Origin of the sequence: Paraburkholderia sp. IMGN_8 (genome assembly GCF_038050405.1) — a bacterium.
Lineage (GTDB): Bacteria > Pseudomonadota > Gammaproteobacteria > Burkholderiales > Burkholderiaceae > Paraburkholderia.
In genome coordinates this window covers 3,559,361-3,582,458 of the sequence record NZ_CP150900.1, presented here as the reverse complement: position 1 = coordinate 3,582,458, position 23,098 = coordinate 3,559,361, and the positions used below count along the sequence as shown (strand labels likewise).

Genomic DNA, 23,098 nt, shown 5'->3' with positions numbered 1-23,098 from the left:
ATCGCTGCGTCGTCCCGTCAGGCAACCCGCGAGCGCTTCAGGAACGCCGGAATCGAACTGACGACGTCCGGCTTGCTCGAATTGCCGGCGATGAACGGGCTCCACGGCTGCGCGCGAATCGCAGTCTTGGTGCGCCACACCACGTTGAACTGGCCGTCGGCACGCACTTCACCGATCATCACCGGCTTGTGCAAATGGTGATTGCCGTCCATTTCGAGCGTGAAGCCCGACGGCGCCGCAAACTGCTGGCCGACCATCGCCACACGCACCTTGTCCACATCCGTGCTCTTCGCCTTCTCGACAGCCTGCTTCCACATATGGATGCCGACGAAGGTCGCTTCCATCGGATCGTTGGTCACGCGCTTGGTGCCGCCCGGCAGGTTGTTCTCCTTGACCCACGCGGCCCATTGCTTCTTGAACTTCTCGTTGGCCGGATTGCGCAGCGACATGAAGTAGTTCCACGCCGCGAGATTGCCGACCAGCGGTTTCGTATCGATGCCGCGCAGTTCTTCTTCGCCGACCGAGAACGCGACGACCGGCACATCGGATGCCTTCAGCCCCTGGTTGCCTAGTTCCTTGTAGAACGGCACGTTCGAGTCGCCGTTGACGGTCGAGATCACCGCGGTCTTGCCGCCCTGCGAGAAAGTCTTGATGTTCGCGACGATGGTCTGATAGTCGCTGTGGCCGAACGGCGTGTAGACCTCCTGAATGTCTGCTTCCTGTACGCCCTTCGACTTCAGGAAGGCGCGCAGGATCTTGTTGGTCGTGCGCGGATACACGTAGTCGGTGCCGAGCAGGAAGAAACGCTTGGCGCCGCCGCCTTCCTTGCTCATCAGGTATTCGGTTGCCGGAATCGCTTGCTGATTCGGCGCGGCGCCCGTGTAGAACACGTTGCGCGACATTTCTTCGCCTTCGTACTGCACCGGGTAGAACAGGAGGCCATTGAGTTCTTCGAATACCGGCAGCACCGATTTGCGCGACACCGAAGTCCAGCAGCCGAACACGACGGCGCACTTTTCCTGGGTGATCAGCTGGCGCGCCTTCTCCGCGAACAGCGGCCAGTTCGACGCCGGGTCGACCACCACCGGTTCCAGCTTGCGGCCCATGACGCCGCCGTTCTTGTTGATGTCCGCGATGGTCATCAGCGCGGTGTCCTTGAGCGAGGTCTCCGAGATCGCCATCGTGCCCGACAAGGAATGCAGAACGCCTACTTTGATCGGACCGCTGCCGGATTGCGCCTTGGCAAACGGAACCTGACCTGCGAGCGCCAGTGCGCCCGACATGGAGCCGAACTTCAACAGACTGCGACGTTTCATGTATATCCCCTTGCCATTGATGGTGAACGTTTATGGGCGTCGATTTCAGCCAGCAGGGCTTGTCCCGCTTGACTTGCCGCTTGTGTACTGCAAGGCACATGCCAAGCGATGCATCCGGCGAGAACTCCGCGTCTTGCGTGCTGCGGCGCGGTGGCCGGGCATCGGTGTTATGCGTAATGCGGCGCGAAAGTGGTGCACACGTGGCCTGTTCGCCTCGTTGCGGTGCGTGTGGCGCTGCAACGAAGCGTGCCGATCCGCCAGCGGGCGAGCGCGGTGCATGTGCGCCGCCCCTTTGTGCATGCGTCGCGCTCTGCCTACACTGGAAGACCACCCACGCGAGGAGACCCGACATGAAAGAGCGCGCCACCGCCAAGCCACCCGATATGTCCGCGTTCTGGATGCCCTTCACCGCGAACCGCCAGTTCAAGAGCGCGCCGCGGCTGCTGGCAAGCGCGAAGGGCATGTACTACACGTCGCACGATGGCCGGCGCATTCTCGACGGCACCGCGGGCCTGTGGTGCGTCAACGCCGGGCACTGCCGCGACGAGATCGTGGCGGCGGTGCAGGCCCAGGCGGCCGAAATGGATTTCGCGCCGACTTTTCAGATGGGGCACCCGAAGGCTTTCGAGGCCGCCACCAAAATCGCGCGGCATACGCCGGGCGATCTGAAGCACATCTTCTTCGCGAACTCGGGTTCGGAGGCTGTCGATACCGCGCTGAAAATCGCCCTGGCCTACCATCTCTCGCGTGGCGAAGGGCAGCGCACACGCTTCATCGGCCGCGAGCGCGGCTATCACGGCGTCGGCTTCGGCGGGATTTCGGTGGGCGGCATTGCGCCGAACCGCAAGGCGTTTTCAGGCGCGCTGCTGCCCTCAGTCGATCATTTGCCGCATACGCTGAACATCAAGGAGGCGGCGTTCTCCAAAGGACAGCCGGCGTGGGGCGCGCATCTCGCCGACGAACTGGAGAGGCTCGTCACGCTGCACGATGCGTCGACGATTGCCGCGGTGATCGTCGAACCTGTGGCCGGCTCGACCGGCGTGCTGATTCCGCCGCAAGGCTATTTGCAGCGGCTGCGCGAGATCTGCGACAAGCACGGCATCCTGCTGATCTTCGACGAAGTGATCACCGGGTGGGGGCGCTTAGGTGCGCCATTCGCGGCGCAGTATTTCGGCGTGACGCCGGACATGTTGACGATGGCCAAGGGCACCAACAATGCCGCCGCGCCGATGGGCGCCGTCGCCGCCAGCGCGAGGATTCACGATTCGATCGTGAATGGCGCGCCGGGCGGTATCGAACTGTTTCATGGGTATACGTATTCGGGACACCCGATTGCCGCGGCCGCGGCTTGCGCGACGATTGATCTGTATGAGCGGGAACAGTTGTTCGAACGGGCCGCGCGGATGGCGCCGATCTTCGAGACAGCGATTCACAAGCTGCGTGGCGAACGGCACGTGATCGATGTGCGCAATCTTGGGTTAGTGGGTGGGGTGGAATTGGCGCCGCGTGCCGGATCGCCCGGCGCGCGTGCTTATGATGTTTTTGTGCGCTGCTACGAGAAGGGCGTATTGACGCGTTATACCGGTGACATTCTGGCGTTTTCGCCGCCGCTGATTATCGAGGAGGCGCAGATCGAGGAGATATTCAGGACCGTTGCCGAAGTGTTGAAGGAGACGGCTTAGGGGGCGACATCTGCGGAAGGGTGTTTGCATCCTGCATTGTTCGCAAGCGAGGCAGGACGATCCGAACTGGCGGGGGCGAGCGAGGCCATCAGGGATATCTATTTAAAGAAACATTGCCCGTACCAGGCGAAACGCGGGCATCAAAACTGGCCGGCGGTTTTGTGAAGTACCGCAGCGGCGCGCGCAGCGCCGCCGGAAGAATGACTGCCTTGTCACAAGCGCGGAGTGTGCGAGAGCACCGATTCCAGATGCTCCACTGCCTCCTCCAAGCCAGGGGACCCGCTTAAGAATTGGCGGTTTGAGCCGCTTTCTTTTGCCTACTTTTCTTTGCGGCCGGCAAAGAAAAGTAGGTGCCCCCCGCACAGGGGGAACGCTAATAAACCAATAAGAAAGCAAGGAAAGGCAACGCCGTAGGCAAACAACCAAATAGCGCCGCGTCAGAAGTCAGTAGATAGGAACAGACGGATCGACTTGCCGCGACCACGCGTCGATCCCGCCTTGCAGATTGAAGACGTTAGTGTGGCCGCGCGACTCGAGGAACATCGCGACCTGGGCGCTGCGCGCGCCGTGGTGGCAGACGCAGACGATTTGCGCGTCGTCGTCGAGTTCTTCGCTGCGCGCGGGAATCTCACGCATGGGGATCGACACGGCGCCGGCGATCGACGCCGTCTGGATTTCCCACGGCTCGCGCACGTCGAGCAGCACGGGCGCGGGACGCGATTGATCGGCGAGCCATTCGGCGAGCGCGGGAGCGGACAGATTTTGCATCAGCAAGACATCCAGTTCAGATTGCGGCGGACCAGCGACACTTCAGGTTGCAGGTTACTTAGAACTTGAAGCGCGGCGGCTGCACCGCATTGATCAGCGGCTCGACGTAAGTTTCGAATACGTCGGCGATGCGGTATTGCGTTTCGTCGATGCGCGTGATGATCTGCGCTTTCATGACAGGCGCGGTGCCGACGAAAGCCGCCAGACGGCCGCCCACCTTCAGTTGTTCGAGGATGTCCTGCGGCAGCACCGGCAGGCCGCCCGACACGCAGATCACGTCGTACGGTGCCGCGTCAGCCCAGCCGCGCGATGCGTCGCCGGTGGCGACTTCGGCGTTCAGCACGCCGTTGGCGGTCAGGTTGTTCTTTGCCAGTTCCGCCAGTTCCGGTTCGATATCGACCGTCAGCACGTGCTGCGCGCGATGCGCGAGCAGGGCCGCCATGTAACCCGAGCCGGCGCCGATTTCGAGCACGCTTTCGTGCTTCTTCACCTCCAGTTCCTGCAGCACGCGCGCCTCGACGCGCGGCGCCAGCATGTGCTGGCTGGCCGGCAGCGGCACTTCGAAGTCGACGAAAGCCAGATCGCGGTACACGGCGGGGACAAAGTTTTCACGCTTGACGATCGAGAGCAGATTCAGCACGTCCTGGTCGAGCACTTCCCAGGGGCGGATCTGCTGTTCGATCATGTTGAAACGCGCTTGCTCGATATTCATGGTGGGTTCGGCGGTTTGGTTTGGCGATTTGTGCCACTGACGAGTGGCGAGCGGTGTCCATCTGGAGCCGGGCCACGGCAGGGTAACTGTGGAATTGTACCAAACCGCGGCACGATCCCGCGCTGTCGCGGGCAGTGCGCCGGCTTGCCGACTCCGTGTTAATCCCTACCGATCTGTCCTTGCGATTCCCGCTCGCATCGTCCAAAAATGTAATCGATTACATTTTTTGAGGCAGACCGACTTGTCCAAAGCGTTGTCCAAAACGGTGTCCAAAGCGCGCCCGCGGCGTGAGGCGCAGCCGCTCCAGCCGTCCGTCGGGATGTCGATTGCCGGCGTCGCCGAGCAGGCGGGGGTGTCGGTGGCGACGGTGTCGCGGGTGCTGAACGGCCACGAGAACGTCCGGCCCGCCACGCGCGACAAGGTATTGGCCGCCGTCGACGCCAGCGGCTATCGCGTCAACGAACTGGCGCGCAACCTGCGCACCGCCGAAAGCCGCCTGCTGCTGACGATGGTGCCCGACGTCGGCAATCCGTTCTACGCTGAAATTGTGCGCGGCATCGACAGCGTCGCGCGCCAGCATGGCTATTTCATGCTGCTGTGCGACACGGGCGCCGACCCGGGCCGCGAGCGCAGTTATTTCGATCTGCTGCGGCGCCGCCGCGCGGACGGCGCGATCTGCCTCGATCCGGCGACCATCCAGCAGGCGCTCGGCGAGGCATCCAGCGCGCTGCCGTGGGTCGCGTGCTGCGAGTTCGACCCGGCGGTCGGCGTGCCGTACGTCGGCATCGACAACTACCGGGCCGCGGGCGACGCGGTGCGGCATCTGCTCGCGCGCGGCCATCGGCGCATCGGGTTGATCAATTCCGATGTCGATTATCTCTATGCGCGGCAGCGTCAGCAGGGTTATCTCGACGCGTTGAGCGAAGCGGGCATTACGCCGAACGAGAACTGGCGCATGAATCTGAACAGTCTCGACTATGAAGCGGGCGCATCGGCCGCAGCGACGCTGGTGCAACAGGCGCCGCCGCCGACTGCGATCTTCGCGGTGTCGGACACGCTGGCGATCGGCGTGATCCACGGCTTGCGCAGCGTCGGCAAGCGCGTGCCGGACGACATCGCCGTAGTCGGTTTCGACGACATTTCGCTCGCCGCGCAAATCGATCCGCCGCTCACCACCATCGCGCAGCCGATGCGCGAACTCGGCGAAACCGCCGCGCGCCTGCTGCTGCAGCGGCTCGCGAATCCGTTGGCGAACGTGCCGGGCGTGCTGCTGCCGCATCGGCTCGTGATTCGCGGGAGCGCGTAAGCGATGAGCCTCGCTGTCCGCTTCGACGATATCCGCAAAGACTTCGGGCCGGTGCGCGTGCTGCACGGTGTGTCGTTCGAGTTGAGCCCGGGCCGTATCTACGGATTGCTCGGCGAAAACGGCGCGGGCAAATCGACACTGATGAAAATCCTCGCCGGCTATGAGACAGCGACGTCGGGCACCTTGCTGGTCGACGGCCACGCGCAGCAGTTCATCGGCTCGCGCGATGCGGAAGCCGCCGGCATCGTACTGATTCACCAGGAATTCAATCTCGCCGAGCATCTGACGATCGCGCAGAACATGTATCTCGGCCACGAGAAGCGGCGCGGCTGGTTCGTCGACGATGCTGCAATGCGTGCGGACGCCACGCGTTATCTTGCGCAAGTCGGCCTCGAGAAAGCACCGGACACGAAGGTGCGGGAGCTGATCGTCGCTGAAAAGCAGATGGTGGAGATCGCCAAGGCTTTGTCGCGCCGCGCGCGCCTGTTGATCATGGACGAACCGACCGCCACGCTCACGCCGTCCGAAACCGAACGCCTCTTCACGCTGATGGCGAAGCTCAAAGCCGACGGCGTGACCATCATCTATATCTCGCACAAGCTCGACGAAGTCGAACGCATGACCGATGAAGTGATCGTGATGCGCGACGGCCGCTTCGTCGCGCGCAGCGAAACGGCGGCACTTGCGCGGCAGCAGATGGCGAATCTGATGGTCGGGCGCGATGTGTCCGATATGTTCCCTGAGAAGATCACGGTGCCCGCCGACGCGCCGATCGCGTTGAAAGTCGAAAGCCTCGCCGTACCGGATTGGGTCGAGGACCTGAGCTTCGACGTCCGCGCCGGCGAAGTGCTCGGCTTTGCGGGACTTGTCGGCGCGGGCCGCACCGAAGCGTTCGAAGCGATCATCGGACTGCGCAAACGCACGGCGGGCCGCATCGAAATCGCGGGCCGCCACGCCGATCTGAAAGATCCACGCGACGCGATGCGCCACGGTCTCACGTATCTGAGCGAGGATCGCAAAGGCAAAGGCCTGCACGTGAACCTGAGCCTGCAAGACAACGTCACGCTAATGACGCTCGAACGCTACGCGCATCCATTGCTCGATCTGAAAGCGGGGCGCGCGGCGTTGACTAAAGCCGTGAGCGACTTCGGCGTTCGCACCGGCGATCTGTCGAGCCGCGCGCGCATGCTCTCCGGCGGCAACCAGCAGAAGCTCGCGCTCGCCAAGTTCCTGCAACCCGACCCGAACGTGATCGTGCTCGACGAGCCGACCCGCGGCGTCGATGTCGGCGCGAAACGCGATATCTATTTTCTGATCCATCGTCTTGCCGCGCAGGGCCGCGCGGTGATCGTCATTTCATCCGAACTGATCGAGCTGATCGGCTTGTGCCACCGCGTCGCCGTGATGCGCGCGGGACGCCTGCAAGCGACGCTCACGCTCGACCATCTGACCGAAGAGGAGTTGATCGCCCATGCGACCGGCACCCACTGAAGCGGCGCCATCCGGCCGCGCGTTACGGTTCGCGCATCGTCTGTATGCGCTCGGGCCGCTCGCCGGCCTGATCGTGCTGTGCGTCACCGGCACGCTGCTCAATCGCGATTTCGCGACGCTCGACAACCTGATGAACGTGCTCACGCGCACGTCGTTCATCGGCATCATCGCGGTCGGCATGACCTTCGTGATCATTTCGGGCGGCATCGATCTGTCGGTCGGCTCGATGGCGGCGCTGATCGCGGGCAGCATGATCTGGCTGATGAACGGGCTGGCGGCCGGTGCCGGCGGGCACACGTTCGCGCCGTTGCTGATTGTGACGCTAGGCATCGTGCTCGCGCTGGTGCTCGGCGGATTGTTCGGCTGCGCGCACGGTTTGCTGATTACCAAAGGACGTATCGAACCGTTCATCGTCACGTTGGGCACTTTAGGCATTTTTCGCGCGGTGCTGACGTGGCTCGCCGATGGCGGCGCGCTGACCTTGGATAACTCGTTGTCCGATCTCTATGGGCCGGTTTACTACGCGAGCCTGTTTGGCGTGCCTGTACCGATCTGGGTGTTTCTGATCGTTGCCGCTGGCGGCACGTTGATCCTGAATCGCACCGCGTTCGGCCGGCATGTGCAGGCGATCGGCTCGAACGAACAGGTCGCGCGTTATGCGGCGATTCGCGTCGATAAGGTCAAGATCGTCACCTACGTGCTGCTCGGCATCTGCGTCGGCGTGGCGACCGTGCTGTATGTGCCGCGGCTCGGCTCGGCCACGCCGACCACCGGCTTGCTGTGGGAACTCGAGGCAATCGCATCCGTAGTGGTGGGCGGCACCGCGCTGAAAGGCGGCGAAGGGCGCGTGATCGGCACGGTGATCGGCGCAATCCTGCTTTCGGTGATCGCGAACATTCTGAATCTGACCAGCATCATCAGCGTGTATCTGAACGCGGCGGTGCAGGGTGTGGTGATTATCTTCGTCGCGTTCGTGCAGCGTGGGCGGCGGTAGGCGTAGTGCTTCAAATGGCGAAACAGTAGCGTCAGCGGCAGGTTCCAGAATCGGGGCGCATGAACGCCTCACATTAGGAGACACAACCATGAAGCAGGTCATTCGAGCGGTGAGCGCCGGCATGCTGGCGTTGGGGATACTGGGTACGGCGGGCGTTGCGCGAGCCGATGAGAAAGTCACGCTGGGCGTCGCGATTCCGACGGCCGACCACGGCTTCACAGGCGGCATCGTCTGGTGGGCGAACAAGGCTAAAAGCGATCTGGAGAAGGCGCACCCCGATCTGAAAGTGATCGTGAAGACCGCGGCGGGCGCGCCCGAACAGGCGAACCAGTTGCAGGATCTGGTGACGGTCAACAAGATCAACGCGCTGGTGATTTTCCCGTTCGAATCGGCTTCGTTGACGCAGCCGGTCGCGCAGGTGAAGAAGAAGGGCATCTACGTGACGGTGGTCGATCGCGGCCTGACCGACACCAGCGCACAGGACGCCTATGTCGCCGGCGACAACACCGCGTTCGGCAAGATTCCCGCCGAATATCTGGCGAAGGCGCTCGACGGCAAAGGTGACATCGTCGCGCTGCGAGGCATCCCGACGACGCTCGACAACGAGCGCTGGACCGCGTTTACGGGTGTGCTGAAGGCGTATCCGAACATCAGGATTCTCGACGCCAAGTACGCGAACTGGAATCGCGACGACGCGTTCAAGGTGATGCAGGACTACCTGACGCGCTTCAAACACATCGACGCCGTGTGGGCCGCCGACGACGACATGGCAGTCGGCGTCATCAAGGCGATCGATCAGGCGAAGCGCGCCGACATCAAGATCGTGTTCGGCGGCGCGGGCTCGAAGGGCATGGTGAAGAACGTGATGGACAGCGCGCCGCTGATCAAGGCCGACGTGTCGTACTCGCCGAAATTCATCTACGACGCCATCAAGCTCACCGCCGAAGCGCGTTTGAAGGGCGACAAGCTGCCGCCGACGACGATCATTCCGTCCGTGCTGATCACGAAGGAAAACGCGCAGCAGTTCTATTTCCCGGACTCGCCATTCTGATTGGTATCCGGGGCACGCTCGCATTGGGTGACTGGCATGGACGATGCGAGCGTGACGTCGTTCGAGGAGCCGTACGATGAAAACCATCAAAGGGCCGGCGATCTTTCTGGCTCAGTTCATGGGTGACGAGGTGCCGTTCGACAACCTCGCGCATCTGGCCGGCTGGGCCGCGAGTCTTGGCTTCAAGGGCATTCAGGTGCCGTGCGACGCGCGCCTGATCGATCTCGAACAGGCGGCGGCGAGCCAGACGTATTGCGACGAGTTGCAGGAGATCGTCGAGGATGCGGGCGTAACGATCACCGAACTGTCGACGCATCTGCAAGGGCAGCTAGTAGCCGTGCATCCGGCCTACGACGTGTTGTTCGACGGCTTTGCCGCGCCCCATGTGCGCGGGAATCCCGCTGCGCGCACGCAATGGGCGATCGGGCAGATGAAGCTGGCGGCGAAGGCGTCGCAGCGTTTGGGGTTGAATGCACACGTGTCGTTTTCCGGCGCGCTGGCCTGGCCGTATCTGTACCCGTGGCCGCAGCGTCCGGCAGGTCTGGTCGAAGCGGCGTTCGACGAACTTGCGCGCCGCTGGACCCCGATTCTCGATGCCTTCGACGAAGCCGGTGTCGACGTTTGCTATGAACTGCATCCGGGTGAGGACCTGCACGACGGCGTGACCTTCGAGCGCTTTCTCGACGCAGTGAAGCAGCACTCGCGCGCGAACATCCTCTACGATCCGAGCCACTTCGTGTTGCAGCAACTCGACTACCTCGCGTTCATCGACATCTATCACAAGCGCATCAAGGCGTTCCATGTGAAGGACGCGGAGTTTCGTCCGAACGGTAAGCAAGGCGTGTACGGCGGCTATAGCGGTTGGGTCGAACGCGCGGGTCGCTTCCGCTCGCTGGGCGACGGCCAGATCGATTTCGGCGCGATCTTCTCGAAGATGGCGCAGTACGACTTTCCCGGCTGGGCGGTGCTGGAATGGGAGTGCGCGTTGAAGCATCCACAGGACGGCGCACGCGAGGGCGCGGAGTTCATTCGCCGGCACATCATTCGTGTGGCCGAGCACGCGTTCGACGATTTCGCGGGCAGTGGCGTGGACGCGGACCAGTTGAAACGCGTGCTGGGCATTTGACTACGATCGATCGCAAAGGAGCAAGGGCGATGCCACGAAGAAGGCTCAGATTAGGCATGGTCGGCGGCGGGCAGGGCGCGTTTATCGGCGCGGTGCATCGGGTCGCCGCGCGGCTCGACGATCGCTTCGAACTGGTGGCGGGTGCGTTGTCATCCGATCCGCGACGAGCGCAAGCGAGCGCCGATGAAGCCGGTATCGCTCGCAGCTATGCGGACTGGCGCGAGATGGCGCGCGCCGAAGCCGCGCGCGACGACGGTATCGATGCGGTTGCGATCGTCACGCCGAACCATCTGCATGCGCCGGTGGCGACGGCCTTTCTCGAAGCCGGGATTCACGTGATCTGCGATAAACCGTTGGCGGTATCGCTGGCCGAAGGCGAGGCGCTGGCGAAGCTCGCTCGCGAGAAGAACAAGCTGTTTGCATTGACGCATACGTATTCCGGCTATCCGCTGGTGCGTCACGCTCGTGAACTTGTCGAAAGAGGCGAGCTTGGCGACATACGTGTGGTGCAAGTCGAATATGCGCAGGACTGGTTGGCTGAGCCAATAGAAACGAGCGGCACGAACAAACAGGCGGGCTGGCGCACGGACCCATCGTTAGCGGGCCCCGCCGGCTGTCTCGGCGACATCGGCACGCACGCGTATCACCTCGCCGCATTCGTCACGGGAATGACGCCGTTATCGTTATCCGCGGAGTTGCATACCTTCGTACCGGGGCGCCGCATCGACGATCACGTGCAGGCGATGCTGCGCTATCCGAACGGTGCACGCGGCATGTTGTGGGCGAGTCAGGTGGCGAGCGGCGCGGAGAACGCGTTGCGCTTAAGGGTGTACGGAACCAGGGCGGGACTGAGTTTCGATCAGGAGAATCCGAATGAGCTTTGGCTTACGCCGTTGGGCGGTTCGTCAGAGCGCGTGACGCGTGGTCGTGTGAATAGCGCGATCGCCGCACACGCAACACGCGTACCGCCCGGACACCCCGAGGGTTACCTGGAAGCGTTCGCGCAGTTGTACAAGGATGCGGCGTCGCAGATCGAGGCGCTGGATGCGGGTGAAGCGCTTCCTGCGGAAAGCCGGCTACTTGCAACGGTAGACGACGGCGTGGCCGGCTTGCTTTTCATCGACGCGGTGCTGGCGAGCAATGCGGCGGACGGGCGGTGGCGTGACATCGGCAAGCGGTGAGCATGCAAAAAGCGTGACGATAAGCGCTACTCAACCGCCCTTGCTCTTCCTGATCTGCTCTTCGAAAGCAATATCGAGCTTGCTCGCCTTGCGCGGTTTCGGCGGGCCGAAACCGTCGACGAACTTGACGAAGTCGTCGAGCGTCAGCGGATCGGACACTTTCCTGTCGGTACCGGTGGATCGGTCGACCAGGTAGAACAGGCCGCCGGACAAGCTGATCGCCGCGAACAGCGGATTGCCGCTGCGGGTTTTCAGGCGCTCGACGGCGTGGATGGCTCGGGTGGTGCGCATGATGTGGGACTGCTGGGTCGGGGGAAAGAGTTCTACTGTAACAACTTCGGAAGCGGCCCGCGCTGCTCGCCGCCCGAACGGTTTCGTCGGGTTGCGGGCGTGCTTTTCGACTCACTCATTGACTCAGATAAGTGAACTTGCCGTTCCTGATCACGCCCATCACGCTGGCGCGCTGATCCAGACCGACGTGATCCTTCGCGCTGGTGTTCACCACACCGTTCGGCACGACCAGTTCATGCGCATGCTCCAGTTCGTCGCGCAACGCCGTGCGAAAAGCCGGCGTGCCCGGCTGGGCCGTCTTCAGCGCGCGTGCAACGGCGTCCTGAAGACGCGGATACACGCCCGCCGCATCGCCGGCGAACTGCGTGACGCTGCCCGGGCCGTATTTCGCTTCATATTGGTCGGCGAACGCGAGCGCCGCCTTCTTCGCCGGATGATCGGCCGGCAGCGTGCGCGCCACCACGACCGGCTGGGTCGGGAACAGCGTGCCTTCCACGTCTTTGCCGCCCAGCTTGATGAACTCGGGCGTCGCGATGCCGTGCGTCTGGTAGATTGGGCCCTTGAAGCCGCGCTCGACCAGCGTGCGCTGCGGCAGCACTGTCGGCGTACCGGCGCCTGCGATCAGGATCGCGTCGGGCTTGGCGGCCATCAGCTTCAGCACCTGGCCGGTGACACTGGCGTCGGTGCGGTTGAAGCGCTCGGTCGCGACGATCTGGATGTGGCGCAACGCGGCGAACTTGCTGAACTCATTGAGCCAGCTTTCGCCGTAGCCGTCCGCGAAACCGATGAAACCCACCGTCTTCACGTTGTGGTTCGACATGTAGCGCGTCATCACGTCGGCCATCGCGCTGTCTGTCTGCGCCATCTTGTACGCCCACACCTTCTTGCCTTCCTGCGGCTCGACCACGCTCGCCGAGCCGATCAGCGTGATCATCGGCGTCTGGCTTTCGGCGACCGGATCGAGCGCGGCCATCGCCGCCGGCGTGATGTTCGGGCCGACGATCACGTCGACGTGGTCTTCGTTGATCAGCTTGCGAATGTTGCGGACCGCGGCGCCCGGGTCGGACGCGTCGTCGAGGAAGATGTAGTCGGCTTTCTGGCCGGCAATCGTGCCCGGCCACATCAGCATGGCGTTCTTGCTGGTGATGCCGATCACGGCCGCGGGGCCGGTGCTCGACAGGTCGATGCCGACCTTGAGGTCGGCGTGCGCTGCGGTGGCGAGCAGGAGCGCGCCGAGAGCGGCCAGGCCGCGAAGTTTGTTCTTATGCGACGTCATTGAATGGTCTCCGTAGCGGGAAGCGTGGTGCTGTCAAATGTCGTAGGTTTCGTGTTCGCCTTTCAGCGCCTGTTCGATCAGCTTGCGGTTCATGCTCGGCGACAGCAGTTCGACGAGCGTATACACATAGCTGCGCAGATACGCGCCCTGTTTCAGCGCGACCCGCGTCACATTGCTGCCGAACAGGTGGCCGACCGGCATCGCGCGTAAATGGCGGTCGCGCTCCGCATTGAACGCGATATCCGCCATGATGCCGACGCCCAGACCCAGTTCGACATAGGTCTTGATCACGTCGGCGTCGATCGCTTCGAGCACGATGTCCGGATGCAGGCCGCGCAGCCGAAACGCCTCGTTGATCTTGGTGCGGCCGGCGAACGCGTTGTCATACGTAATGAGCGGGTACTGAGTAAGATCGTCCAGCGACAAGAGCTTGCGGTCGAGCAGCGGATGGTCCGGCTGCATCACGGCGAGGTGGTGCCACTGGAAGCACGGCAGCGAGACCAGTTCCTTATAGTTGGAGATCGCTTCAGTCGCGATGGCGAGATCGGCCTGGTCGTGGATCACCATCTCGGCCACCTGGGTTGGGCTACCTTGCAAAATTGAAAGGTGAACTTTCGGGAAGCGCTTCTTGAATTCGGCGATGGCGGCCGGCAGTGAGTAGCGCGCCTGGGTGTGGGTGGCCGCGATCACCAGATTGCCCTGATCCTGCGCCGCGTAATCTTTACCGACCCGCTTCAGACTCTCGACTTCCTGCAAGATTTTCTCGACCGACTGCAGGATAATGCGCCCCGGCTCGGTCAGCGAGCGCACGCGCTTGCCGTGCCGTGTGAAGATTTCGACGCCCAACTCGTCTTCCAGCTCGATGATCGCCTTGGAGACGCCCGGCTGGCTTGTAAACAGCGCTTTGGCCGCTTCGGTGAGGTTGAAATTCTGCCGCACGGCCTCGCGGACGAAGCGGAATTGGTGCAGGTTCATATATAACCTCTCCGCATATAAAAAGAATTTTTTAGTCGTTTGAAATATAAGGCGAGTTTATTACGATCTGTCCATCTTTTTCAATATGGATATCTGTATTTGTCATAAGCAAATGAGAGATAGGTCTAAACCCTGACTCGTCTGAGCTGACAAATGGAGATATCCAGGGCGCGGCGTAGCCGGAACGCTGTGTGTCACGCAAAAAAATTGGGGTCCCCGAATGTACCAATACGATCAGTACGACCAGACCATCGTCGACGAACGGGTCGCGCAATATGCCGACCAGGTTCGCCGCCGGCTGTCGGGCGAATTGAGCGAAGAGGAGTTCCGTCCGCTGCGCCTGCAGAACGGCCTGTACATGCAGCGTCACGCGTACATGCACCGCATTGCGATTCCGTACGGCAACCTGCGCAGCGACCAGATGCGCGTGCTTGCGCAGATCGCGCGCGAACACGACCGCGGCTACGGCCACTTTTCGACGCGCTCGAACATCCAGTACAACTGGATCAAGCTCGAAGAAACGCCGGAAATTCTCCGCAAGCTTGCCGCGGTGCAGATGCACGGTATCCAGACCTCGGGTAACTGCATTCGCAACATCACGGCGGACCAGTTCGCCGGTGTGGCGCCCGATGAAGTGGTCGATCCGCGTCCGTGGGCTGAAATCCTGCGTCAATGGTCGACGTTCCACCCGGAATTCGCGTGGCTGCCGCGTAAGTTCAAGATCGCCGTGTCGGGCTCGAAGGAAGACCGTGCTGCCGTCCAGATCCACGACATGGGCGTGTATCTGAGGAAGAACGAGCAGGGCGAGCTGGTGGCCGACATTCTGGCCGGCGGCGGCATGGGCCGTACGCCGATCATCGGCGCGATCATCCGTCAGGATTTGCCGTGGCAACACCTGCTGACGTACTGCGAAGCCGTGCTGCGCGTGTACAACCGCTACGGCCGCCGCGACAACATGTACAAGGCGCGCATCAAGATTCTCGTGAAGGCGTTGAGCCCGGAGAAGTTCTCGGCGCAGGTCGAGGAAGAATGGCAGCACCTGAAGGACGGTCCTTCGACGCTGACGCAAGCGGAAGTCGATCGCGTGTCGCAATACTTCCAGCCGCCGGTGTATGACAAGCTGCCGGATACGGATGCATCGTTCGAAAATCATCTGCTGGAAAACCGTGCGTTCGCCCGTTGGGTCGAACGCAATGTGCGCCCGCATAAGGTATCGGGCTACGCTTCGGTGACCTTGTCGCTGAAGCCGGCCACGATCGCCCCGGGCGACGCCACCGACGCGCAGATGGAAGCGGTCGCCGATTGGGCCGACGAGTACTCGTTCGGCGAAATCCGCGTGTCGCACGAACAGAACCTGATTCTCGCGAACGTGAAGAAGCGCGATCTGTTCGCGCTGTGGGAAAAGGCCAAGGCGCAAGGTTTCGCGACGCCGAACATCGGCTTGCTGACCGACATCATCGCGTGCCCGGGCGGCGATTTCTGCTCGCTCGCGAATGCGAAGTCGATTCCGATTGCGCTGGCGATTCAGGAGCGCTTCAACGACCTCGACTATGTGTACGACCTCGGCGACGTGTCGCTGAACATCTCGGGTTGTATCAACGCGTGCGGCCACCACCACGTCGGCAACATCGGCATTCTGGGCGTCGATAAGGACGGCTCCGAGTGGTATCAGGTGACGCTCGGCGGCGAGCAGGGCACGGGCGCGACCGGCGCGCATCTTGGCCGCGTGATCGGGCCGTCGTTCTCGGCGGAAGAGATGCCGGACGTGATGAGCAAAGTGATCGATACGTTCGTGGAAAACCGCTTTGAGGGCGAGCGCTTCATCGAAACGTACAACCGCATCGGCATCACCCCGTTCAAGGAACGTGTGTACGCCTCGCGCCAACCGGCTCACGCGTAACCGCGAAAAAGGATACTGAACAGATGGCTTCTATCATCAAGAATCGCGCGATCGTCAACGATGACTGGACGGTAGTGCGCGCAGCGGAAGACGGCAGCTTGCCCGCAGTGGATACATTGCCGGCCGGCAAGGTGCTGGTGCCGCTCGCGTTGTGGCAGGCTGCGCGCGATGCGTTGATCGCTTCGCGCAGCGCGGCTGAGATCGGCGTGTGGCTCGCGCCGGACAGCGAACCGGCGGATATCGTCGGCGACTTCGACAAGATCGCGCTGATCGGCGTGGACTTCCCGGTGTTCCGCGACGGCCGTGGTTATAGCATCGGCCGCCTGTTGCGCGAGCGTTATGGCTACAAGGGCGAACTGCGTGCGATCGGCGACGTGCTGCGCGATCAGCTGACGTTCATGTTCCGCTGCGGTTTTGACGCTTACGCGCTGCGTGAAGACAAAGACTTCAACGACGCGCTCAAGGCATTCGACGAATTCAGCGTGCAGTATCAGGGCGCGGTCGACAATCCTTCGCCGCTGTTCCGCCGCCGCGCGGCTGCGGCTTTGGAAAAGGCCTCAGTATGAGCGACGCACACGACGCACAATCGCTCACGCCGGAACTCGCTGCGAAGATCGAGCGCCTCGATGCGCTGCTCGATTCGATCGCCGCGCGTCACGCGAACGTGAAGCTCGCCAGCAGCCTCGCGGCGGAAGACATGCTGCTTACCCACGCGATTCTCTCGCGTGGCGTAAAGATCGGCATCTTCTCGCTGAATACGGGCCGTCTGCATGCGGAAACGCTCGGCATGCTCGATCGCGTGAAAGAGCGCTATGGCTACGAGATCGAACAGTTTCATCCGCAAGCTGCTGCGGTTGAAGAATATGTTGGGTCGCACGGTCTGAACGCGTTTTACGAAAGCGTCGATTTGCGAAAGCGCTGCTGCGAAATCCGCAAGGTCGAGCCGCTGAACCGCGCGCTGTCGGATGTCAGCGCATGGGTGACGGGCCAACGCCGCGAGCAGTCGGTGACGCGTGCTGAATTGCACGAGGAAGAGCACGACGCCGCGCGCAACATCGCCAAGTTCAATCCGCTGACGGACTGGACCGAGACCGAAGTGTGGGACTACCTCAACGCCTTCGACGTGCCGGTCAATCCGCTGCATGCACGCGGTTATCCGAGCATCGGTTGCGAACCCTGTACGCGAGCGATCCGTCCCGGTGAAGACAGCCGGGCAGGGCGCTGGTGGTGGGAGTCGCGCGATACGAAGGAATGCGGGCTGCACATCACGACGATTACGCCGATCCCTTTCAGCAGCAGCGAAAACGCTTCGGCCTGACGCATTTGGGTATTCAGGTCCTGGCTTTTGATCTGAACGCCGCACATACCGATTTGAATACTTCCGCTCGGCGAGCAACCGCCCGCCGGGCGAACCAACGAAGGACCCAAACATGAGCACCACGCTCGATTCCACTCTCAACGCTCCGCTTGCCAACACGGCGAACCGGATGGATCACCTCGACTGGCTCGAAGCCGAGTCGATTCACATCCTGCGCGAATTGGTCGCCGAATGCAGCAAGCCCGCGCTGCTGTTTTCGGGCGGCAAGGATTCGGTTGTGGTGTTGCACCTCGCACTGAAGGCATTCGGCCTCGGCGCGAACCGCAAGACCGTGCTGCCGTTCCCGCTCGTGCATATCGACACCGGCCACAACTACGACGAAGTGATCGACTTCCGCGATCGTCGCGCGAAAGAAATCGGCGCTGAACTGGTGGTGGGTCACGTTGAAGATTCGATCAAGCGCGGCACGGTGCGTCTGCGTCGCGAAATGGATTCGCGCAACGCCGCGCAGGCCGTCACGCTGCTCGAAACGATCGCTGAACATGAATACACCGCGCTGATCGGCGGTGCGCGCCGCGACGAAGAAAAGGCCCGTGCGAAAGAACGGATCTTCTCGTTCCGCGACGAATTCGGCCAATGGGATCCGAAGGCGCAGCGCCCGGAACTGTGGAGCCTGTATAACGCGCGTCTGCACAACGGCGAACACCTGCGCGTGTTCCCCATCTCGAACTGGACCGAACTCGACGTGTGGCAGTACATCGCCCGCGAACAGCTCGAACTGCCGTCGATCTATTACGCGCATCAACGCGAGATCGTGCGCCGCAACGGCCTGTTGGTGCCGGTCACGCCGCTCACCCCGATGCGTGAAGGCGAGACCAGCGAAACCGCGCTGGTGCGTTTCCGCACCGTGGGCGACATCAGCTGCACGTGCCCGGTGGAAAGCGACGCCGACGATCTCGAGAAGATCATCGCCGAAACGGCCGTGACCGAAATCACGGAACGCGGCGCGACGCGGATGGACGATCAGGTCTCCGAAGCCGCGATGGAACAGCGTAAGAAGCAAGGTTACTTCTAAGCATGGGACCTGAGTAAGCGCTGAAGCGCTAACTCAGGTCGACAGCTTTGCATGGGATCGGAGTAAGCGCTATGGGACCAGAGTAGGCGCTAAAGCACCAACTCTGGTCGACACGCTAACTCCGATCGACAGCTTTGCATGGGACCTGAGTAAGCGCTGAAGCGCTAACTCAGGTCGACAGACGGACAAGGAACATCATGAATATTCATCAACCAGAAGACCTCGGCGTGCTGCGATTCATTACTGCGGGCAGCGTCGACGACGGCAAGAGCACGTTGATCGGCCGCCTGCTGTACGACAGCAAGGCAGTGTTGAGCGATCAGCTCTCGGCACTGTCGCGCGCGAAGAATAAGCGTACCGTTGGCGACGAAATCGATCTGTCGCTGTTGACTGACGGCCTTGAGGCCGAGCGCGAACAGGGCATCACGATCGACGTCGCGTACCGTTACTTCGCTACGGCCAAGCGCAAGTTCATCATCGCCGACACGCCGGGCCACGAGCAGTACACGCGCAACATGGTGACGGGTGCATCGACCGCGCATGCGGCGATCATTCTGGTCGACGCGACGCGTGTGACTTTCGTCGACGGCGTCGCGCAACTGCTGCCGCAAACCAAGCGCCATAGCGCGATCGTCAAGCTGCTCGGCTTGCAGCACGCGATTGTGGCGATCAACAAGATGGATCTGGTCGACTACAGCGAAGCGCGCTTCAATGAGATCCGCGACGCGTATGTGGAGCTCGCGCGTCAACTGGGCCTGAACGACGTGCGCTTCGTGCCGGTGTCCGCGCTCAAGGGCGACAACATCGTGACCGCTAGCGAAAGCATGCCGTGGTATGCAGGCGAACCGCTGCTGGACTTGCTCGAAGCGTTGCCGGTCGAGATTCCGACGGGCCAGGCGCTGCGTTTCCCGGTGCAGTGGGTGGCACGTCAGGACGGCAGCCAGGCCGACGATTTCCGCGGCTACATGGGCCGTATCGAAGCGGGCGAAGTGAAGGTGGGCGACACGATCGTCGTGCTGCCGGCGAATCGCGAAGCGACGGTTGCCGAGATCATCGCGCCGGTGACGGGCGGCACGGCGCAAGTGGACCGCGCGTTTGCCGGTCAAACGGTGACGATCCGTCTGGCCGAAGACGTCGACGTGTCGCGCGGCGATACGTTTGTGCTGAGCGAAGCGGCGCCGGAGCCGGCGAAGAAGCTGGAAGCCGACCTGTGCTGGTTCGACGACACGCCGCTGTCGACGCAACGCAAGTATCTGTTGAAGCAGACCACCAACACGGTGTTTGCGCGGATCGGTGCGATCAAGGAAGTACTCGACGTGCATACGCTGTCACAGGCGACCGATCGCAAGGAACTGGCGATGAACGACATCGGCCGCGTGGCGTTGACGTTGCAAAAGCCGCTGGTGTGCGACGTGTACGACTCGCATCAGGGCACGGGTGCATTCGTGCTGATCGACGAAGCGACGCATCACACGGTTGCGGCCGGCATGATTCGGGCGTTTTCGGCGTAAGCGAGCGACGCCTAGCCGCGCACCGTAAGTGCCCTAACGAACAGGTTGACGCAAATGGGTAAGGTTTATTTGATCGGCGCAGGGCCGGGTGCTGCGGACCTCATTACGGTGCGTGGGGCACGGCTGTTGGGCGCCGCTGATGTTGTGCTGCACGACGCGCTGGTCGAGCCCGCGATGCTCGACTATGCGCCGTCTCATGCGCGGCGGATTGCTGTTGGTAAGCGGTGTGGACAGCTTTCGACGGCGCAGCAGTTCATCAACAAGCAGATTGTGGATGCTGCTCTCGAGCATGACGTGGTGGTTCGCCTGAAGGGCGGCGATCCGATGTTGTTCGGGCGTGCGGATGAGGAGATGCGGGCTCTTGAAGCCGCTGGCATCGAGTACGAGGTCGTGCCTGGTATTACGGCTGCGCTGGCTAGTGCTGCATCCTTGAAGCGTTCTCTTACCCTGCGGGGCGTGTCGCGGAGCGTTGCTCTGGCGACTTTTAGCCGCGCTCCCGGGTCCGATGAGATTCGTGAGCAGGTTAATGCGGATTCGCTCGTGTTCTATATGGGACGCGATAGCGGTGTTGAGATTGCTCAGCGATTGATCGATGCTGGGCGCGCTGTTTCTACGCCTGTGGCGATTGTTGAGGCGTGTAGTACGGATCGCGAGCGGATGCTCACCCTCACGCTTGAAGAACTCGCCTGCGGAGAGGCGCAAAAGTGGGTTGATGATTCGCAGCCTAGTTTGCTGATGATCGGGGAGGCTTTTGCTGCTCGGCAGCAGGGTGTTGTCCGCTCCGCGGATGGGATGTTAGTCGCGGCTTGATTTTTTTTTTGCCTTTGGCGGCGGCATTGTCTGTGTGCCTGCGGCGTTGGCCTTTCCTTGTTTTCTTATTGGTTTATTAGTGTCGCCCCTGTGCGGGGCAGGCACTTACTTTCTTTGCCCACCAAGTGGACTTCCTTCGGGGCGCCGCCGCAAAGAAAGTAAGCAAAGAAAGCGGCTTCACACCGCTAATTCTTAAGCGGGTTCCCCGCGCAGTCACGGTAGTGGAGCATCTGGAATCGGTGTTCTCGCACATTCCGCCCTGGTGACAAGGCAGTCATTCTTCCCGCCTCGCACTGCGTGCTCGCCGGAACGGTCTGCCAGGAAAACCAGTGGTAATTCTCTTGCCGTGGGGGCCATCGGCTTCGCCTTGGCGAGGTGCCGAAAAACCGGTGATGTTTTGAAGTACTGTTACGGCGCGCCCGATTACCCAGCCGCGAGTCGCGCAACCGCATGCCCGCGCTTAGCCAACGCGCAAGCGCGAAGAAGACCGATGGTTTTTTGAACTACCGCTACGGCGCGCGCAGCGCCGCCGGAAGTATGACTGCCTTGTCACTCACGCGGAGTGTGCGAGAACACCGATTCCAGATGCTCCACTGCCTCCTCCAAGCCAGGGGACCCGCTTAAGAATTAGCGGTTTGGGCCGCTTTCTTTGCTTACTTTCTTTGCGGCGGCAAAGAAAGTAAGTGCCTGCCCCGCACAGGGGCGACGCTAATAAACCAATAACAAATCAAGGAAAGGCCACCGCCGCAGGCACACAGACAATGCCGCCGCCAAAGGCAAAAACCTCAAACCTGCCGAAGGCAATAACTAGCCACCGCATCGAGAACAGAATCATCCTCGCCAACGGCAGTGGCGCACTTAATCTCAATGGAGGGATACAACCCGCGACAGCGCTCAATCACCGCAGGTAAATCCGCCCTAACATGCCCACCTTGCCCAAAAAACACAGGCACGACGGTAACAGCAGAACACCCGTCGGAGACAAGAGAACCCACAGCTGTAGGCAGATCAGGCTCCATCAACTCGAGAAAAGCCAGCAAAACCGGCCCAGCGGCAGCACTACCGCGAACCTTATCGGCCAACCTCTCAAACGGCTCGCGCCAGCGAACATCTCTCGCGCCATGCGCGAACAACACCATCCCATGCGTAGCCATGACAAAGGCTCCTAATGGCGATCAACCCACCTCAACCCAACCAGCCCCAGCACCAGATACACCAACCCAGGCGTAGCCGCAGTCAACGGCGCCGGCCAGGTATTCAACGTGCCGATATGCGAGAACAGCGTATTGAACAGCTGAAAACTCATCCCCAGCATAATCCCGCCGAAAACCTTCACACCAACCACGCCGGCCCGCGTATGCAAATACGCAAACGGCAACGACAACACCAGCATCACGAATACCGCAAACGGATACAGCAGCTTGCGCCACAGCGCAATCTCATACCGCTGGGTGTCCTGACGATTCTCGGTCAAATGCTGGATGTAACGGAACAGGTTGAACATCGACATCCGGTCAGGCGACACCAGCAGCACAGACAAAATCTGCGGCGTCAGTTCCGAGCGCAACGAATACTCGGGCAATTCCACCTGCTTCGCGCGATACACCGGATTCAACACGTCGGTCGGGGTGCCCGGAGGAGGGGGGACGTCGAACAATTGGGTATCGGTCACGCCGGTCAGTTGCCAATGCCCCGGCGGCTGGTACGTGCCGCTTTTCGCCATCCGCACGTTCGAGAGCCGGAACTTCGAATCGAACTCGTAAATCCGCACGTTGCTGATGGTCGCGTCGGGCTTCAGCTCGCCGACGTTCACAAAACGCGTCACCTGCTCGCCGTCCGCGCGCGCGGTGAGCGTGTCCTTCACCCAGACGCCCGACTCGAAATTGCTCGATACCGACGACCCCAACGCCTCCAGCCGTACGCGTTCCGACAACTGATCCGTGTACGGACCGACCACTTCGCCGATCAGGTAGGTCAGGAACACCAGCGGAATGCCGATCTTCAGCAGCGAGCGCAGCGCCTGATTGGTCGCGAGGCCCGACACGCGGAAAATCGTGTACTCGGAGTTCGCCGCCATCTGCGCGAATACGTAGATCGCGCTGATCAGCGCAGCCACCGGAATGATTTCGTAGAAACGCGACGGCGTCTGCAAGGCGACGCGCAGCACCGCGTACTGGAACTTGTAGTTGCCGTGGCCGACGGAGTTTAGTTCGTTGATCAGGTCGAAGAAGAAGAACAGGCCCGAAAACGCGAACAGAATAAAGACGAACGTGAGGTAAACCTGACGCGCGAAGTACTTTTCATAGATGCGCATC

At 61.8% G+C, this 23,098-nt stretch carries 21 protein-coding genes; 13 read left to right on the top strand and 8 right to left on the bottom strand.

Annotated elements, in window-relative coordinates:
- Positions 1 to 17 precede the first annotated feature (17 nt).
- Positions 18 to 1,316, bottom strand: a complete 1,299-nt coding sequence (gene urtA, locus WN982_RS16380) for an urea ABC transporter substrate-binding protein (protein WP_341312978.1) — start codon at positions 1,314 to 1,316, stop codon at positions 18 to 20.
- Between the two features lie 350 nt (positions 1,317 to 1,666).
- On the opposite strand from urtA, the gene WN982_RS16375 reads away from it, so the two are divergent.
- Entirely contained in the window at positions 1,667 to 2,998 is a 1,332-nt protein-coding gene (locus WN982_RS16375) for an aspartate aminotransferase family protein (protein ID WP_341312977.1), read from the top strand.
- Positions 2,999 to 3,442: 444 nt separating this feature from the next.
- Here WN982_RS16375 and WN982_RS16370 read toward each other — a convergent pair whose 3' ends face one another.
- Entirely contained in the window at positions 3,443 to 3,766 is a 324-nt protein-coding gene (locus WN982_RS16370; RefSeq protein ID WP_341312976.1) for a rhodanese-like domain-containing protein, read from the bottom strand.
- Positions 3,767 to 3,824: 58 nt separating this feature from the next.
- Positions 3,825 to 4,478 carry a protein-L-isoaspartate O-methyltransferase gene (locus WN982_RS16365; protein ID WP_341312975.1) on the bottom strand — a complete coding sequence of 218 codons (654 nt, stop codon included), beginning with the start codon at positions 4,476 to 4,478 and terminating at the stop codon, positions 3,825 to 3,827.
- 319 nt (positions 4,479 to 4,797) lie between these two features.
- Between WN982_RS16365 and WN982_RS16360 the strand changes: the two genes are divergently transcribed.
- From WN982_RS16360 to WN982_RS16335, 6 genes are all read left to right on the top strand, one after another.
- Complete coding sequence (locus WN982_RS16360; RefSeq protein ID WP_341315815.1) at positions 4,798 to 5,784, top strand: LacI family DNA-binding transcriptional regulator; 987 nt, start codon at positions 4,798 to 4,800, stop codon at positions 5,782 to 5,784.
- 3 nt (positions 5,785 to 5,787) lie between these two features.
- Positions 5,788 to 7,275: a sugar ABC transporter ATP-binding protein gene (locus WN982_RS16355; RefSeq protein ID WP_341312974.1), complete on the top strand. Its 1,488-nt coding sequence runs from the start codon at positions 5,788 to 5,790 to the stop codon at positions 7,273 to 7,275.
- On the top strand, positions 7,256 to 8,269 hold the full coding sequence (locus WN982_RS16350) for an ABC transporter permease (protein WP_341312973.1): 1,014 nt from the start codon (positions 7,256 to 7,258) through the stop codon (positions 8,267 to 8,269). Before WN982_RS16355 ends, WN982_RS16350 begins: the two co-directional genes overlap by 20 nt.
- Before the next feature lie 88 nt (positions 8,270 to 8,357).
- A complete protein-coding gene (locus WN982_RS16345; protein WP_341312972.1) occupies positions 8,358 to 9,320 on the top strand; it encodes a substrate-binding domain-containing protein in 963 nt (320 codons plus the stop codon).
- 76 nt (positions 9,321 to 9,396) lie between these two features.
- Positions 9,397 to 10,446: a sugar phosphate isomerase/epimerase gene (locus WN982_RS16340; RefSeq protein WP_341312971.1), complete on the top strand. Its 1,050-nt coding sequence runs from the start codon at positions 9,397 to 9,399 to the stop codon at positions 10,444 to 10,446.
- Positions 10,447 to 10,475: 29 nt separating this feature from the next.
- Positions 10,476 to 11,627 carry a Gfo/Idh/MocA family oxidoreductase gene (locus WN982_RS16335; protein WP_341312970.1) on the top strand — a complete coding sequence of 384 codons (1,152 nt, stop codon included), beginning with the start codon at positions 10,476 to 10,478 and terminating at the stop codon, positions 11,625 to 11,627.
- Between the two features lie 30 nt (positions 11,628 to 11,657).
- Here WN982_RS16335 and WN982_RS16330 read toward each other — a convergent pair whose 3' ends face one another.
- The 3 genes from WN982_RS16330 to WN982_RS16320 all read right to left on the bottom strand — a co-directional run bounded on the left by WN982_RS16330 (position 11,658) and on the right by WN982_RS16320 (position 14,169).
- Complete coding sequence (locus tag WN982_RS16330; RefSeq protein ID WP_341312969.1) at positions 11,658 to 11,918, bottom strand: hypothetical protein; 261 nt, start codon at positions 11,916 to 11,918, stop codon at positions 11,658 to 11,660.
- A 115-nt stretch (positions 11,919 to 12,033) separates the two neighbouring features.
- On the bottom strand, positions 12,034 to 13,194 hold the full coding sequence (locus tag WN982_RS16325) for an ABC transporter substrate-binding protein (RefSeq protein ID WP_341312968.1): 1,161 nt from the start codon (positions 13,192 to 13,194) through the stop codon (positions 12,034 to 12,036).
- A gap of 33 nt (positions 13,195 to 13,227) precedes the next feature.
- Positions 13,228 to 14,169, bottom strand: coding sequence for a CysB family HTH-type transcriptional regulator (locus WN982_RS16320; protein WP_341312967.1), 942 nt, complete (start codon positions 14,167 to 14,169; stop codon positions 13,228 to 13,230).
- Between the two features lie 220 nt (positions 14,170 to 14,389).
- Between WN982_RS16320 and WN982_RS16315 the strand changes: the two genes are divergently transcribed.
- From WN982_RS16315 to cobA, 6 genes are all read left to right on the top strand, one after another.
- Complete coding sequence (locus WN982_RS16315) at positions 14,390 to 16,069, top strand: nitrite/sulfite reductase (protein WP_341312966.1); 1,680 nt, start codon at positions 14,390 to 14,392, stop codon at positions 16,067 to 16,069.
- A 23-nt stretch (positions 16,070 to 16,092) separates the two neighbouring features.
- Complete coding sequence (locus tag WN982_RS16310) at positions 16,093 to 16,635, top strand: DUF934 domain-containing protein (protein WP_341312965.1); 543 nt, start codon at positions 16,093 to 16,095, stop codon at positions 16,633 to 16,635.
- Complete coding sequence (locus WN982_RS16305; RefSeq protein WP_341312964.1) at positions 16,632 to 17,387, top strand: phosphoadenylyl-sulfate reductase; 756 nt, start codon at positions 16,632 to 16,634, stop codon at positions 17,385 to 17,387. Before WN982_RS16310 ends, WN982_RS16305 begins: the two co-directional genes overlap by 4 nt.
- 112 nt (positions 17,388 to 17,499) lie before the next feature.
- On the top strand, positions 17,500 to 18,462 hold the full coding sequence (gene cysD, locus WN982_RS16300; protein WP_341312963.1) for a sulfate adenylyltransferase subunit CysD: 963 nt from the start codon (positions 17,500 to 17,502) through the stop codon (positions 18,460 to 18,462).
- 194 nt (positions 18,463 to 18,656) lie between these two features.
- Positions 18,657 to 19,973, top strand: coding sequence for a GTP-binding protein (locus WN982_RS16295; RefSeq protein ID WP_341315814.1), 1,317 nt, complete (start codon positions 18,657 to 18,659; stop codon positions 19,971 to 19,973).
- A 54-nt stretch (positions 19,974 to 20,027) separates the two neighbouring features.
- Positions 20,028 to 20,783, top strand: a complete 756-nt coding sequence (cobA, locus tag WN982_RS16290; RefSeq protein ID WP_341312962.1) for a uroporphyrinogen-III C-methyltransferase — start codon at positions 20,028 to 20,030, stop codon at positions 20,781 to 20,783.
- 785 nt (positions 20,784 to 21,568) lie between these two features.
- On the opposite strand, the gene WN982_RS16285 is transcribed toward cobA, so the two are convergent.
- Together WN982_RS16285 and lptG are read right to left on the bottom strand one after the other, a co-directional pair.
- Complete coding sequence (locus WN982_RS16285; RefSeq protein ID WP_341312961.1) at positions 21,569 to 21,937, bottom strand: CbiX/SirB N-terminal domain-containing protein; 369 nt, start codon at positions 21,935 to 21,937, stop codon at positions 21,569 to 21,571.
- An 11-nt stretch (positions 21,938 to 21,948) separates the two neighbouring features.
- Positions 21,949 to 23,097, bottom strand: coding sequence for an LPS export ABC transporter permease LptG (gene lptG, locus WN982_RS16280; protein WP_341312960.1), 1,149 nt, complete (start codon positions 23,095 to 23,097; stop codon positions 21,949 to 21,951).
- Position 23,098 lies beyond the last annotated feature (1 nt).

Excerpts from the sequence above, each read along its gene's own strand:
- urtA (WP_341312978.1), bottom strand. The coding sequence starts at position 1,316 with ATGAAACGTCGCAGTCTGTTGAAGTTCGGCTCCATGTCGGGCGCACTG.
- WN982_RS16375 (WP_341312977.1), top strand. The coding sequence starts at position 1,667 with ATGAAAGAGCGCGCCACCGCCAAGCCACCCGATATGTCCGCGTTCTGG.
- WN982_RS16370 (WP_341312976.1), bottom strand. The coding sequence starts at position 3,766 with ATGCAAAATCTGTCCGCTCCCGCGCTCGCCGAATGGCTCGCCGATCAA.
- WN982_RS16365 (WP_341312975.1), bottom strand. The coding sequence starts at position 4,478 with ATGAATATCGAGCAAGCGCGTTTCAACATGATCGAACAGCAGATCCGC.
- WN982_RS16360 (WP_341315815.1), top strand. The coding sequence starts at position 4,798 with ATGTCGATTGCCGGCGTCGCCGAGCAGGCGGGGGTGTCGGTGGCGACG.
- WN982_RS16355 (WP_341312974.1), top strand. The coding sequence starts at position 5,788 with ATGAGCCTCGCTGTCCGCTTCGACGATATCCGCAAAGACTTCGGGCCG.
- WN982_RS16350 (WP_341312973.1), top strand. The coding sequence starts at position 7,256 with ATGCGACCGGCACCCACTGAAGCGGCGCCATCCGGCCGCGCGTTACGG.
- WN982_RS16345 (WP_341312972.1), top strand. The coding sequence starts at position 8,358 with ATGAAGCAGGTCATTCGAGCGGTGAGCGCCGGCATGCTGGCGTTGGGG.
- WN982_RS16340 (WP_341312971.1), top strand. The coding sequence starts at position 9,397 with ATGAAAACCATCAAAGGGCCGGCGATCTTTCTGGCTCAGTTCATGGGT.
- WN982_RS16335 (WP_341312970.1), top strand. The coding sequence starts at position 10,476 with ATGCCACGAAGAAGGCTCAGATTAGGCATGGTCGGCGGCGGGCAGGGC.
- WN982_RS16330 (WP_341312969.1), bottom strand. The coding sequence starts at position 11,918 with ATGCGCACCACCCGAGCCATCCACGCCGTCGAGCGCCTGAAAACCCGC.
- WN982_RS16325 (WP_341312968.1), bottom strand. The coding sequence starts at position 13,194 with ATGACGTCGCATAAGAACAAACTTCGCGGCCTGGCCGCTCTCGGCGCG.
- WN982_RS16320 (WP_341312967.1), bottom strand. The coding sequence starts at position 14,169 with ATGAACCTGCACCAATTCCGCTTCGTCCGCGAGGCCGTGCGGCAGAAT.
- WN982_RS16315 (WP_341312966.1), top strand. The coding sequence starts at position 14,390 with ATGTACCAATACGATCAGTACGACCAGACCATCGTCGACGAACGGGTC.
- WN982_RS16310 (WP_341312965.1), top strand. The coding sequence starts at position 16,093 with ATGGCTTCTATCATCAAGAATCGCGCGATCGTCAACGATGACTGGACG.
- WN982_RS16305 (WP_341312964.1), top strand. The coding sequence starts at position 16,632 with ATGAGCGACGCACACGACGCACAATCGCTCACGCCGGAACTCGCTGCG.
- cysD (WP_341312963.1), top strand. The coding sequence starts at position 17,500 with ATGAGCACCACGCTCGATTCCACTCTCAACGCTCCGCTTGCCAACACG.
- cobA (WP_341312962.1), top strand. The coding sequence starts at position 20,028 with ATGGGTAAGGTTTATTTGATCGGCGCAGGGCCGGGTGCTGCGGACCTC.
- WN982_RS16285 (WP_341312961.1), bottom strand. The coding sequence starts at position 21,937 with ATGGCTACGCATGGGATGGTGTTGTTCGCGCATGGCGCGAGAGATGTT.
- lptG (WP_341312960.1), bottom strand. The coding sequence starts at position 23,097 with ATGCGCATCTATGAAAAGTACTTCGCGCGTCAGGTTTACCTCACGTTC.